The 13,165-nt window shown below is 59.9% G+C and carries 15 protein-coding genes; 2 read left to right on the top strand and 13 right to left on the bottom strand.

Features of this window, described 5'->3' with window-relative positions; genetic code table 11:
- Positions 1-43: 43 nt before the first annotated feature.
- The 13 genes from ACGHU1_RS06925 to ACGHU1_RS06865 form a co-directional block, all read right to left on the bottom strand.
- Positions 44-490: an ABA4-like family protein gene (locus tag ACGHU1_RS06925; protein WP_390585008.1), complete on the bottom strand. Its 447-nt coding sequence runs from the start codon at positions 488-490 to the stop codon at positions 44-46.
- Complete coding sequence (locus ACGHU1_RS06920; protein WP_390585006.1) at positions 490-1,242, bottom strand: NAD(P)H-binding protein; 753 nt, start codon at positions 1,240-1,242, stop codon at positions 490-492. Before ACGHU1_RS06920 ends, ACGHU1_RS06925 begins: the two co-directional genes overlap by 1 nt.
- Positions 1,235-2,419 (bottom strand): deoxyguanosinetriphosphate triphosphohydrolase, encoded by a 1,185-nt coding sequence (locus ACGHU1_RS06915; protein WP_390585537.1) that lies wholly within the window; start codon positions 2,417-2,419, stop codon positions 1,235-1,237. Before ACGHU1_RS06915 ends, ACGHU1_RS06920 begins: the two co-directional genes overlap by 8 nt.
- 350 nt (positions 2,420-2,769) lie before the next feature.
- On the bottom strand, positions 2,770-3,468 hold the full coding sequence (locus ACGHU1_RS06910) for an aspartate/glutamate racemase family protein (protein ID WP_390585004.1): 699 nt from the start codon (positions 3,466-3,468) through the stop codon (positions 2,770-2,772).
- Between the two features lie 77 nt (positions 3,469-3,545).
- Positions 3,546-4,550 (bottom strand): alpha/beta fold hydrolase, encoded by a 1,005-nt coding sequence (locus ACGHU1_RS06905; RefSeq protein WP_390585001.1) that lies wholly within the window; start codon positions 4,548-4,550, stop codon positions 3,546-3,548.
- Positions 4,547-5,584 (bottom strand): SO2930 family diheme c-type cytochrome, encoded by a 1,038-nt coding sequence (locus tag ACGHU1_RS06900; RefSeq protein WP_390584999.1) that lies wholly within the window; start codon positions 5,582-5,584, stop codon positions 4,547-4,549. Before ACGHU1_RS06900 ends, ACGHU1_RS06905 begins: the two co-directional genes overlap by 4 nt.
- On the bottom strand, positions 5,581-6,771 hold the full coding sequence (locus ACGHU1_RS06895) for a parallel beta-helix domain-containing protein (RefSeq protein ID WP_390584996.1): 1,191 nt from the start codon (positions 6,769-6,771) through the stop codon (positions 5,581-5,583). The genes ACGHU1_RS06900 and ACGHU1_RS06895 overlap by 4 nt, the downstream gene beginning before the upstream one ends.
- 72 nt (positions 6,772-6,843) lie before the next feature.
- Complete coding sequence (locus ACGHU1_RS06890) at positions 6,844-7,203, bottom strand: hypothetical protein (RefSeq protein WP_390584994.1); 360 nt, start codon at positions 7,201-7,203, stop codon at positions 6,844-6,846.
- A gap of 13 nt (positions 7,204-7,216) precedes the next feature.
- Positions 7,217-8,665: an NAD(P)(+) transhydrogenase (Re/Si-specific) subunit beta gene (locus ACGHU1_RS06885; protein ID WP_390584992.1), complete on the bottom strand. Its 1,449-nt coding sequence runs from the start codon at positions 8,663-8,665 to the stop codon at positions 7,217-7,219.
- Positions 8,666-8,668: 3 nt separating this feature from the next.
- Positions 8,669-8,950 carry a proton-translocating transhydrogenase family protein gene (locus ACGHU1_RS06880; RefSeq protein ID WP_390584990.1) on the bottom strand — a complete coding sequence of 94 codons (282 nt, stop codon included), beginning with the start codon at positions 8,948-8,950 and terminating at the stop codon, positions 8,669-8,671.
- Entirely contained in the window at positions 8,950-9,147 is a 198-nt protein-coding gene (locus ACGHU1_RS06875) for a hypothetical protein (RefSeq protein ID WP_390584989.1), read from the bottom strand. The genes ACGHU1_RS06880 and ACGHU1_RS06875 overlap by 1 nt, the downstream gene beginning before the upstream one ends.
- Before the next feature lie 239 nt (positions 9,148-9,386).
- Positions 9,387-10,508, bottom strand: coding sequence for an NAD(P) transhydrogenase subunit alpha (locus tag ACGHU1_RS06870; RefSeq protein ID WP_390584986.1), 1,122 nt, complete (start codon positions 10,506-10,508; stop codon positions 9,387-9,389).
- Positions 10,509-10,524: 16 nt separating this feature from the next.
- Complete coding sequence (locus ACGHU1_RS06865) at positions 10,525-10,647, bottom strand: hypothetical protein (RefSeq protein WP_390584983.1); 123 nt, start codon at positions 10,645-10,647, stop codon at positions 10,525-10,527.
- A gap of 255 nt (positions 10,648-10,902) precedes the next feature.
- Between ACGHU1_RS06865 and ACGHU1_RS06860 the strand changes: the two genes are divergently transcribed.
- Complete coding sequence (locus ACGHU1_RS06860; protein ID WP_390584981.1) at positions 10,903-12,360, top strand: sigma-54-dependent transcriptional regulator; 1,458 nt, start codon at positions 10,903-10,905, stop codon at positions 12,358-12,360.
- Positions 12,361-12,404: 44 nt separating this feature from the next.
- Positions 12,405-13,163 (top strand): SDR family NAD(P)-dependent oxidoreductase, encoded by a 759-nt coding sequence (locus tag ACGHU1_RS06855; RefSeq protein WP_390584977.1) that lies wholly within the window; start codon positions 12,405-12,407, stop codon positions 13,161-13,163.
- Positions 13,164-13,165 lie beyond the last annotated feature (2 nt).

Raw genomic sequence — 13,165 nt, 5'->3', positions numbered from 1 at the left:
GGACGCGCAGTCTAGCGAGCAATAATTGCCGCTGGCAATGCGCTCAAGACCACCGTCCCGAGGCGCGGGCGCGCGGTTCGCGCACCAGCAGCCAGATCAGCAGGCCAACCGGGCCGGCCATGAATGTGGCCAGCAGAATTGGCGCCTGCAGCCAACGCGAAAAATACTTCGCATCGGCATCACGCGCGATCCACAATCCCACGAACAAATCGAATGCGAGATAATGCGTCCAACCGATGACGACGCCCGCATCGCTGCCGAAAATCGCGCGCACGCCCTCTATCGACGTGAAATCCGTACCCCCCTCGCCCGCTGGAACGAACCCGCCCAAAACCGCAATCAGACAGGCGGCATAGATCAGGCATAACAAACCGATGCCCGCATACATGATGGCCGAAAGCAGTGCGGGCCAGCGCGGCAGGGCGATCAGGCCGATCCACGCGGCAAGCGCCATGAAATTGACCGTGCTGAAGACAAAGCTCCAGTCCATTATTCTTCGAATTCCTTCTCGGCCTTGGCCCGCCATTCGCGCGCGGCCCGCTTCATCGCTTCATTATCATGCGTGAACCGGCCCTGTGCCCGCCTTAGCGCCAGACCCAGCGCCGCCTGCGCCACCAGATCGGCGTCGATAGAGTGATACATCTCGTATTTCGAAGGGAGCAGCGGCTCGATCAGCGGCGCAACCAGCATGCCCGCTTTTTCGGCCAGCCGGAAATCACCCGCACGCGCGCCGCGCAGCAGGCCGGGACGCAGAATATCGAGCCGTTTGAAACCGACTTTTGTGACGAGCTGTTCGGTTTCACCTTTGACTCTCATGTAAAGCGATTTTGATCCCGGATCCGCTCCGGCGGCGCTGATCAGCACCATATTGAGCACGCCCGCTGCCTTGGCAGCCTCCGCCGTGCTGAGGATAAGGTCCTGATCGACGGCACGAAACGCCTCTTCATCGCGTCCCGCTTTTTTCCACGTTGTGCCGAGCGCGCAGATGAAAGAGCGCGGTTTCACAGCCTCGAAAACCTCGCCCCATTTGGCAGGTTCCGCCACGAACATTTCCATGCGCGCACCATCGGGCAGTTTTGCCTCGCGCCGGCTGATACCGACTATCCGGGCCTGATCCCCCTCGCTGGCAGTCCTGATCACGCGTCTGCCGATCAGCCCCGTTGCGCCGACCATGCCGATCCGTTCGGGCACTTTGCGCCCCATGGTACGCTTTTCAGCCGCGCCGCGGCGAAGATTAGACATTGCTCAAACCCTCCGGTCTTTCGCCATATATTTCCGCCACCGCCTGCATGGCGAAACTGTCGCTCATCCCCGCGATGAAATCAGCAATCGTGCGGGCCCGCTGCGGATCGTGCTGCGGCAATCGGGCCTGCCAATCGTCCGGCATGAGCGAAGCGTCTTGTGAATACGCTGCGAACAGCCTGGCCACAACATCGCGCGCCCGCTCCGCTGCGCCAACCTGATCGGGATGGTAATACAGCTTTTCGTACATAAAAGACTTAAGCTCGCGCTCATGCCCCGCCATGGATGGCGAAAATCCGCCAATCTGTCGGTCCGCCGCGCGAATATCCGCCGCGCTATCCATGCCCGCAGCCTGAGCGCGGGTGTGCTCGATCACGTCGTTCACCATCAGGCCGATCTGGTCTCGGATCAATTCGCGCAGCATCCGGTCGTGCGGTGCCCCCGGAAACCGCCGTTCCACTGCGCGCCACTGATCAGCGACAAAATCGAGTTCGAGCAAATCGTCGAGTTCCAGGAAACCGGCCCGCAGCCCGTCATCAATATCGTGATTGTCATAGGCGATATCATCGGAAATCGCTGCAATCTGCGCCTCCAGCGACGGCCATGTGCCAAGGTTCATTGGAAACGCCTCGTCCAGCTCGGCCAAGGCCCAGTTTGGCGCGTGCACTGGTCCGTTATGCTTTGCCAGCCCCTCTAGCAGGTCCCATGTCAGGTTCAGCCCATCATGCTGCGGATACGGGCTTTCGATACGCATCACTGTGCGCAGCGCCTGCGCGTTGTGGCAAAATCCGCCATGCCGGCTCATCGCTTCGGATAAGGCTGCCTCTCCCGCGTGTCCAAACGGCGGATGGCCAAGATCGTGGGCAAGGCATAGCGCCTCTGTCAGATCCTCGTCCAAGCCGAGCGCGCGGGCCAGAACCCGTCCGATCTGTGCGACTTCCAGGCTGTGGGTCAGACGGGTGCGGTAATGGTCACCCTCCGGCGCAATGAAAACCTGTGTTTTCGACTTCAACCGCCGAAAGCTCATCGAATGGATGATCCGGTCACGATCGCGCTGAAACGCGCTGCGCGGCCCCCTGTTCTCGCCATGTGCAGATACATGCGGCGCGCGGGAAGAGACGTCGAATTCCCGTTCGCCAGATTGAGACGGGTCAGCGGCGTAGGGTGCGCGAGTAATCACGCAACAGCGATTAAGTCAGCAGGCCCGATGGCTCAACGGGAACAGATCAGCAACCTGCCATGATAGCCGTGGACAGCAAACGTTTCGGCGCGATCTCCGCACAAAAGCCGGGAATGTGAAGAAAGGAGAAGGGCCGCTTCCATGTGCATTGGGGAGCTTGGAAGCGGCCCTTGGGACCTCAGGCGACCCGAGGACCCGGATTGTTATGGTCGGTTCCAATACAATTCCATGCTCGCAGGTAGCAGACATTGCAGATGATGCACCGACCACCGGCTAAACTTGCGTCAAGTTGGGCGCGCAGGGCGATTAGTCGAGAGGTAATCCCCACGCACTGTCACGAAACGAGGTTATGCGTCACTCTCTAGCATCCACTCGGCCGCCGCCGCGCAGTGGATTCGTGTTGAATCGAAAACCGGCAGCACATTCGCATCGACATCCACAACCAGATTCAGCTCGGTGCAGGCAAGAACGATCGAATCCGCGCCCTCTTGCGCCTTGTTGGTGATGATTGTTTTCATCTGCCGCTCTGCGTCACGCGTCACTTTGCCGACCATCAATTGCTGGTAAATCAGCTTGTCCAGCGCATCGACCGTATTCATGTTCGGCGCCAGCAACTGAACCCCGTGCGCGACCAGCCGTTTGCGGTAAAAACTTTCCGTCATGACGTTCTTTGTGCCGATGAGAGCCGCGGTTTTCTTTCCCGCTTTTTGCATCGCGATCCCGACATGGTCGGCGATATGCAGAATCGGAATGTCCACTGCACCTGCAACATCGTCATACAATTTGTGCATGGAATTGGCGCCGATAATCAGCCCTTGCGCCCCTGCATCCTCAAGCCGTTTTGCACAGCGGGTCAGCACGCCAGACGCGCGTTTCCAGTCCTGCTCATTCTCCAGCCCGTAAAGCTCCCGAAAATCGAGGCTTTCGACCAGCATGGGCGCACTCGCCATTGGCGCGGACCGTTTGTGGATTATACGGTTGATCCGGTCGTAATAAATGCCGGTCGACACCCAGCTCATGCCGCCGATCAGTCCCAATTTGCGCAAAAGATATTCCTCGATGTTAGGCTATCGTATTGACAATGATTTAGCGCGGAACTTGATCCTGCGTCCAGATCAGGTGGTTAATTCGTGTCAGTGGCAGAAACACGCGAAAATGGCTGCGCGTCAAGCCACCGGCGCAGATCGGCCAGCGTCGCATCGGGCACCTCTTTTTGCGGCAGGTGCCCTACGCCATCGTAAACAACAAGATCGCTGTTTGGCATCGTCTGGTCGAGCCACCGGCCGGCGCTAAGCGGGATCAGCCTGTCCTCGTCACCCCAGATAATCAGCGTGGGGGCCTGGATCGCCGCGATTTGCGCCTCTGTCAGAGGATCGTAGTTTGCCGAAAAGCGCGCCAACGTTGCGGCCCGATTGCCGGGAAAACGCAGCAATTCCCAATATCGGTCGATCATTGCATCATCGACAACCTCCTTGACCGAAACTGTCTGCTCAAGGCTCTGCGCAATCAGACTTCGCGGGGTAATCTGCTCGGCAATTTTGTTGATGCCCGGCAGGCGCGCAATGGTGAAACCGATATTTCCGCCGCCACCATCGTCATCGGCTTCGTCATTGCGCACTTCATCCGGGATCGGGCCGCCGCTCGCATCGACCAGCACAAGCCCGCCGACACGCTCTGGATAGGCCGCTGCGAAAGCGAGCGCGTGTTTGCCGCCCATGGAATTGCCGCCCAGCACAAAACGGTCGAGATCAAGCGCATCGGCAACCTCGCCGATGTCTTCAACAAAATTGGCGATGCTGTAATCATCGTCCGGGTCTCCGCCAGTAAGGCCATGGCCGACCTGATCGAATCGGATGACGCGGTAATCCGCGCTTAACCCGTTTGCCCATTCATCCCATGTGTGAAGATCAGAATTTGATCCGTGAAGCAGGACGATTGCGGGCGCACCGCGCGGACCTTCGTCGCGCAAATGGACCCGCACTCCGCTGCCGATCTCGACAAACTGCGATGGATTGCCACCATATTTCGCAATCATCGCCTCGGCATCGGTGTCCGGTGTGCGAAAGATCAGGAACACGGTGACGAGCAGCGCAATCAGCACCGCGGCAATGCGAAACAGCCATTTCATGATGCGGGCATGCCCTCGATCCAGTCTTTTACGATTGCCAGCCCCTCTTCATCGGTTGTTGACCGCCCCAATTCAGGCATTGCCACACCCGCCTCGGTTGACTTCATCCGGTACACAAGAATGGACGCATCGGGGTCGCCCGGCGCGATTGAAACGGAATGCCCGCCAGCGCCCCGTCCGGCGGCGACAGGCGGCTTTCCAATGCCCAACGCAGCCGGATCCTGCTGCTCCCACCTCAGATCAAGCCCGGAATTGGACGCACCGCCGCCCGGTTGATGGCAATGCGCGCAGTTCACATCTAGATATGCGCGGGCAAGATCGGCGGTTTTCTGGCCCGTGCGCCCCTTGCGATCTGCGCGATCCGCCCATTCCGGCAACCCGGCTCCGGCGGCAGGCATGGCGGACAGGTGCCCCGCTTCGAACATCGAAGACAGCCATTCACGCGGCAGATTGCGGGCCTTTGGGCCTATCGGAATAACCTCGCCATCCTTGCTATGGCACGTCTTGCACTGGTTCTTGTTCGGGATGCGGTAGCTGATTTCCGCCCCATCTGGCCGGGTGACGGCAATGCGCGCGCCGGCAAGCGCCAGCACCGCATCACTCTGATCCTCGTTCCAGCGATAGGGCAGCGCGACCCACCCCTCTGTCCGGTGAAGCAGGACGCGTGTTTCGATGAGGCGGCGCGCGTCCCCTTCTCCAAAAGCGAACGTTTTGATAATCGCGGTGCCCACCGGCATTTCGAGCAGACCATCGCCGTTCGGCGCGAATTGTGTGCCAGCCGGGCTGTAGATAAAGCGCAGTTTATCCGCCCCATCGGAATAGAGCGGGGTCTTTAGCCGATAGAAACGCACCTCAGCCGCCGGTTGCTGCGCTGTTTGATCGGTAAAGAAACCGAACTGCGAAAGCGCACGCGGCATCCCGTCCATTACCGCCGCGTCGTTCACCTGCGGCACCGGCGGCGGAAGGGCGCGCGCGGCGATAGAGCCGGCAAACGCGGCTGTCGCAAGCCCTAGGACTAGCACCGATGTCTTCACTTAAGACGCGCCTCCATCTCGGCAGGCAACGCGACCGGAGAAAGCGCGGGCGCTTCGCCTCCAACGACAGGATTCAGCATTGACGGGTTCGCTTCGGTGAATGGCTGTCCAACAGTCTGAAGGCCAAGCGAGGCGACCGAAACCGCATCCTCAACCGCCAGATTGGTGTGCAATCCATCGGTCAGGATCGGAGGCAGCGCGCCGCCAAATGCCGCGGCGAGCATCGGGCCTCCTTCAAAATCAGGGGCACCGCCGCCGGACCCGTAAATGTTTCCGCGCACGACCACATCTGCCGGGCGCGGCTTGAACCGTTCATCGCTGTATTCACCCTGATACGCGATCAGCATGACGTGCGAGGTCATGTTATCGACGAGCGCATTGTCCAGCACGTGCACGCCGGTATTCGCCATGATCATAACGCCTGTTCCCGCAGGGACGCTTGCGACGATGTTGCCTTCTGGCGCGAAATTATCGGTGTTGTTGCCAAACACCGCATTGCGCGCGATCAGCACATCGCCGCCGCCAACCTTCGGCAGGCCGGGCAGATCGAACACCAATATCCCGCCAGTGTTGCGCACGGCGAGGTTCTCCGTCACCTCGGCGTGATTGCTGTTTTCAATCTCGATACCCGCGACGTTTTCTTCAACACGGTTACGGCGCACGATGATGTTTTCCGACTGGCCGACATAAATCCCAGCATCGGACGCTCCGCGAACGTAGCTGTCCTGAACGAGGATATTAGACGCCTCTACCGGGTAAATGCCATATGCGCCGTTGGATGCCTTTGGCCCGCCGGTCCATTCAACCCGCAGCGCGTGGTACACGATCCGGTCGGCGCCTTTCGATTTGATGCCGTCCCCCTTCGCATTCTCGACCGCAAAATCGCGCAGCGTCACGTTGTCGGAGGTGACCAGCAGCCCCTCACCCGCGCCTGCCTGGTTCGTGAAATCGAGGACCGAGGCATCCATGCCCGCCCCCCTCAGCGTGACGCCATCGACATCCAGACTTAGCCCGTCAGTCAGCACATACCGGCCAGCCTGCAACACCACTTCATCGCCCGGCTGCGCAAGAATGAGAGCTTCCTGTAGTCGTTCCTGCGCGCCCTCACCCGGTGCCACAGTGTGCGTTTCAGCCAGCAGTGGCGCTCCGCTTGAAAGCGCCAGCGCGGCGGCCATCGTCCTGATCATGCAAATTCTCCCTCTCCCGGCCAGCATGATGCGCGGGAAGGCAGGGGTTGGCAAGCCTGCTAGCGCGGCGCGTTACAATCGCTGGAGCATAAGGTCGAAACCGCAGGACGCTGCCGTCTTTGCAACGGTTTCAATGGCTTCGCGGTCGTCAACACGCCGCAGCCGCTCCATCGCCTCCCCCGTGGAAAGCGGGACGCGGCTTTCGCCCTCCTGCGGGGCGGCACGCTCAAGCTTGCGCAGCTGGCCCAGGGTAAGCTGGTCCACCAGCCGCGATGCCATGCAGTCGGCCATCGGCGCAGGCACCTGATTATCGAGCAAGGCCTGCTCGATCCGGGCCTCTGTCACCTGATCGACAAAGCCATCGCCGCGCAGGAAAAACCACGCAGCAATCCCGATCAGGAACACGATCAGCAGGATGACGATATTGCGCATTGACCAGTCCGGCTTAATCGAGGGACTTGTTGATTTCCTCGACCATCTTCTTCGCATCGGACAGCAGCATCATCGTCTGGTCCATGTAGAAGACATCGTTGTCGACACCGGCGTAACCCACGCCGCCCATCGAACGTTTGATGAAGAAAACCTGCTTGGCCTTGTCCACGTCGAATACGGGCATACCGTAAATCGGCGATGTCTTGTCGGTCTTCGCCGCCGGGTTCACCACGTCGTTTGCGCCGATGATAAACGCAACGTCGGCCTGCGCGAATTCGGAGTTGATATCCTCCAGCTCGAACACCTTGTCATATTCGACGCTGGCCTCTGCCAGCAGCACGTTCATGTGCCCGGGCATCCGGCCTGCGACGGGGTGAATGGCGTATTTGACCTCGACACCCTTTGCCTCAAGCAGGTCGGCCATTTCGCGCAAGGCGTGCTGCGCCTGGGCGACCGCCATACCGTAGCCGGGTATGATGATGACCTTTTCGGCCTGTTCCAGCATGAAGGCCGCATCGTCGGCGCTGCCCTGTTTGAACGGGCGCTGTTCGCGCGCCTCTCCGCCGCCAGCAGCAGCGTCGGCGCCAAATCCGCCCGCGATCACACTGATGAAACTGCGGTTCATGGCTTTACACATGATGTAGGACAGGATCGCACCGGAAGAGCCAACCAGCGCGCCGGTGATGATCATCGCGGTGTTGCCGAGGGTAAAGCCCATCGCCGCCGCAGCCCAGCCGGAATAGCTGTTCAGCATCGACACAACGACCGGCATGTCCGCGCCGCCAATCGGTATGATCAACAGGAAACCGATGACAAACGCCAGCACCGATAGCGCCACAATAAAGGGCAGCGTTTCAGCCGGACCCGTCGCCATCGCGAACAGCGCCGTCAGGACGATAATCGCGGCAAGCGTGCCGAGATTGATGATGTGGCGGCCCGGCAGCATGATCGGCGAACCGCTCATCTTGCCCGACAATTTGGCAAACGCGATGACCGAGCCTGAGAATGTGATTGCGCCGATGGCGATGCCCAGACCCATCTCGATCTTGCTGACAGGCGAGATTGCACCGTCCACGAGCAGGCCGAATGCGCCTGGGTTAAGATACGCAGCCCACCCCACCAGCACGGCGGCAAGGCCGACCAGCGAGTGAAAACCGGCCACCAGTTCGGGCATGGCCGTCATCGCGATCTTGCGCGCGATGGTAAAGCCGATCAGCCCGCCAATCGCGATCGCAATGGCAATCTCAACGATGTTAGCGATATCATGCGTGACAAGGGTCGTGATGACCGCGATCAGCATCCCGATCATGCCGTTGCGATTGCCCGCACGGCTTGTCGCCGGACTGGATAGCCCGCGCAGCGCCAGAATGAAGAATACGCCGGAGATCAGATACGCAAGCGGCACCCATGCCGGTGTTGCCGAAGCCGCGTCTGCCGCGCCTGCCAGAAGGGAGAAGGTCATCTCTTACTTCTCCTTTTTCTTGTACATGGCGAGCATTCGCTCGGTCACGGCGAACCCGCCGAAGATATTGATACTGGCCAGAACCACTCCGGCTAGGCCGAGATATCTTGCAATCGCGCTACCGGCCTCAGCCGAAGCGATCAGCGCCCCGACAATAATCACCGAAGAAATGGCATTAGTCACCGCCATCAGCGGCGTGTGCAGCGCGGGCGTTACCGACCAGACCACGTAATAGCCGACGAAACACGCCAGCACGAAAATTGATAGGATTGAGATAAAGTCCATTACGTTTCCTGTCCGGATTGCGGCTCGATTAGCGCTTCCATTCTATCTAGGACGCTATTGGCCATAGCGATTTCCAGCTTCTCTGCCTGACGTGCCGTTGCTTCGTCGATTTCCGCGCAGGCTATATCCACCAATGACATCCGATAATCATAGTCGGCCTTGGCGATCGCCAAATCCATTTGTTGGCGAGATGCCATCAATTTTTCCTGCATATCGCTATATCGCGCCCTTACCGGCTCCATCGCAGCGGACGATCCGCAAGGGTCATGAAGGATCGGTATCACGATTGAAGCCTCTGAGCGCAGCTGAGCCCCGTTTCGTGCATCTTCTAGCGAATATGAGAAACCGACCGCTGGGGATGCGGGCACTTGCGCTGCGAGCGTGCATGGAGCTGACACCTGTGCAGCCCCTATGGCCAAGACACCCAAAAGCGCCTTCATGCCTTAAGCCGCTCGTTTACAATTTCGCCGCCCTTGGTCAGGCGGATGGCGTCGCCGATCTCTTCATCGAGTTCGGGCTTGCCCGCTTCCGTGTCCCAGAAGGCGCTGAGGAAGTTGAAGTGGTTGCGCGCAAACAGCGCCGATGCGTCGGCGGCCAGATGTGCGGGCGTGTTGGCGTATCCGATGATGGTCACGCCGTGTTTGACGACAACCTCGTCAGGCTTCGACCCTTCGACATTGCCGCCTTGTGCAACCGCGAGGTCGAAGATGACGCTGCCCGGTTTCATGGTAGCGATCTGGGTATCAGTGACGAGCACCGGTGCGGCGCGTCCGGGGATCAGCGCAGTGGTGATGACGATATCCTGCTTGGCGATGTGTTCGGAAACGAGCTTCGCCTGCGCAGCCTTGTATTCATCGCTCATCTCGGTCGCGTATCCGCCTGAACCTTCGCCTTCGATCCCGGCGACGTCTTCGACGAAGATCGCTTTTGCGCCAAGACTTTGGATTTGTTCTTTCGTGGCAGAACGCACGTCGGTGGCAGAAACCTGCGCACCCAGACGCTTTGCCGTGGCAATCGCCTGAAGCCCTGCGACCCCTACGCCCATGATAAAGCACCGCGCCGCCTGGACTGTGCCAGCGGCGGTCATCATCATCGGGAATGCGCGGCCATATGTGTCCGCAGCGTGGATCACAGCCTTGTAACCGGAAAGGTTGGACTGGCTGGACAGCACATCCATGCTTTGCGCGCGCGTGATACGCGGCATGAATTCCATCGAGAGCGCCTCAAACCCTGCCTTTGCGTAGGATTCGACCAGTTGGCCATTGCTGAACGGATCGAACAGCGCCGCCACCCATGCCCCGGGTTTTGCACCGTTAAGCAGCGCGGTGTCCGGCGCCTGCACGCCCAGCACGATGTCTGCGTCCTTCACGCATCCTGCAGCATCGCCGATGCTCGCTCCCGCCTCGGCGTACGCTTCATCGGGGATCGACGCGCCGCCTCCAGCACCCGCCTCCACTGCGAACTCGTTGCCGAGGCCAATGAATTTCTTGACCGTTTCAGGAGATGCGGCAACCCGCATCTCGCCCGCGGCGCGCTCTTTCAGGACAGCGATTTTCACGTGGTTTTATCTGCCTTTATTCGGCGATGAGGATGATTACGAAAAGTGTTATGACTGCGATGACAGGCACGGCCCATTTAAGTGTGCCCATAAAGCTGCTGTAGGTTGCGCGAGCCTTGTCCATATCGTGCGTCGCCATGGCAAAGATATCCTCTTTCAATGGTAATAATGATTTCAGCAAACGAGTGCTGACTAGTTTATTCTTACGCCCGTATCGTGCGCAGCCGCTGCACTCAAGCCCGCGATAATGTCAGGGGCGTGGAAATTTGCGGATGATTTGCCGCTCTGACGCGCGATCAGCCTTAATAAGGTCTTTACCTCATACCCCTAAACCCACTGGACGTTTAACCCTGGGACGATTGCCGGGGAGCTGAAGGGATTCGCGGTTCAACCTATGTCCGACATGGATCTGCACCTCGATAATTGCGCCGATGCGCCGGACAATAGGCGTCATGTGCTACTGATCGACGATGAACCGGCACAAAGCCGGTTGATTACGGCGATTGCGGCGCGTGACGGTTGGCGCACGCTGGTCGCTCCTGACGGCGAAACTGCGATTGCGATGCTGGGCACACGGGAAGGCATGCGCCTGTCTGCAATCCTGCTCGACCAGTGGGTGCCGGGCGATGATACCTGCGCTCTGATTGCCGAACTGAAAAAGCGCCGCCCCGCCCTGCCGATCCTGATGCTGACCACCAGCGCTTCTCCGCTGCTCGCTGTCGAAGCGATGCGCGCGGGCGCCAGCGATTACCTCGTCAAACCGGTCTCTCCTGATCGGTTGATGGAAGCTCTGAGCAGCGTCACTCGCCCCGAAACGCCGCAGGATGAGCTTGCACCGCTGACGGAAAAACTGTCCGCGGCGCTCGATTTCGATGCGATGATTGGCACCGCGCCCAAATTTCGTACCGCCCTTGCTCAAGCGGCAAAGGCTGCCCGCGGGCACGGCAATGCTCTGGTCGAAGGCGAAAGCGGAACGGGCAAGGAGATGCTGATGCGCGCAATGCACGCCGCCAGCCCGCGTGCAAAGGAATCGCTGCGCTTCATCAATATCGGCAGCGTGCCGCCAAATTCTATCGAATCGGTGCTGTTCGGGCACGAACCCAACGCGTTTCCCGGCGCATTCGACCGTCAGATCGGCGCATTGCAGCACAGCGATGGCGGGACTTTGGTGCTTGACGATGTGGACCGGCTGACAGCGCACATCCAGTCGCGTCTTTCCGAAGTCACAGAAACCGGGATCGTGCGGCCCATCGGGGCCAAGCATGGTTTCCGGGTCGATGTGCGCTTGCTCGCCGCCAGCAACATCGGACTCGCCGATCTGGTCGGAGCGGGACATTTCGAGGCCAAGCTCGCAAAAAAACTGTCCGCGACGCGCATCTCATTACCGCCACTGCGCGAACGCAGCGGTGATATCCCTGCGCTGACACGTCATTTCCTCAGCCGTATCGGAGAGCAACCTGGGCTTAAGCACCTGTCGGTCTCTGACGGCGCGCTCGCACTGCTCGCCGCTTACGATTGGCCGGGCAATGTCCGCCAGCTTCAGTCTGTCCTGTTCCGCGCCGCTGTCTATTGCGACGGCAATTCGCTGACAGCGGAAAGTTTTCCGCAGCTGCTCGAAATGCTGGGCGAGATCGAGAGTGACCCGTTCGCCAGCTCGCATGACGGCATGGGCGTCATGCTCTACACCGACGATGGCAATTTGCGTCCGCTTGAAGAGATCGAGGCCGATGTCATTCGCCTCGCCATCGGGCACTATCGCGGGCGAATGACAGAGGTTGCGCGCAGGCTCGGCATTGGCCGATCGACGCTTTATCGCAAACTGTCGGACCTCGGGATCGACAACGCGGCCTGATTGACCGCTTGATAGCGTCCCGCCTTTTGCCTAGCGGCGGACATATGACACATCATAAAGACTTCGCAGGGCGCACCGCGCTCGTCACGGGTGCCGGTTCCGGCATTGGAGCCGCCTGCGCAAAGGCGCTTGCCGACAGAGGTGCGGCCAAACTGATCCTGATCGACGTAGATGAGGCCGGGCTGTCCGCGCTCAGACTGGAATGCGAGGTTGAACGGGTTATCGGCAGCGTCGCGGATGAGACGCTTTGGAACGATCTGGAGCCGCGTCTCGCCGGGCTGGATCATGCCATCGCCAATGCCGGTGTCGGCTCTTCGGGAAAGATCACTGCGCTGACGATGGCGGAATGGCGCCGGGTGATGGACGTCAATCTGGACGGCGTGTTTCTGACTTTGCGAGCCGCCATGCGCGCTATGAAAGACGGCGGCGGCAGCGCGGTTGTCACTTCGTCCTCCACCGGCATCAAACCGATTGCTGGCATCGGGCCTTACGGCGTTGCGAAAGCGGCCGTGTCCCACATGACCCGCATCGCCGCCTTGGAAGGTGCGCCCAATGGCATCCGCGTCAATGCAATTGCACCGGGCGGTGTCGATACCGCGATCTGGGAAAGCTCCGATGACTTTCAGCAGTCCGTCAAGGCGCAGGGCCGGGACGCGACGATCAAGGGTATGGCCGCAACCACCCCGACAGGGCGTTTCGCCACGTCGGAGGAGATTGCTGGCAATATCCTTTATATGTTGTCAGACGCCGGATCGAACCTGACCGGTCACATTATGGTGTCCGACGGCGGTTTCACGCTTTAGGC

Origin of the sequence: Erythrobacter sp. MTPC3 (assembly GCF_042854385.1) — a bacterium.
In the GTDB taxonomy this organism is placed as follows: Bacteria; Pseudomonadota; Alphaproteobacteria; order Sphingomonadales; family Sphingomonadaceae; genus Erythrobacter.
This window is presented reverse-complemented; position numbering and strand designations above follow the sequence as displayed.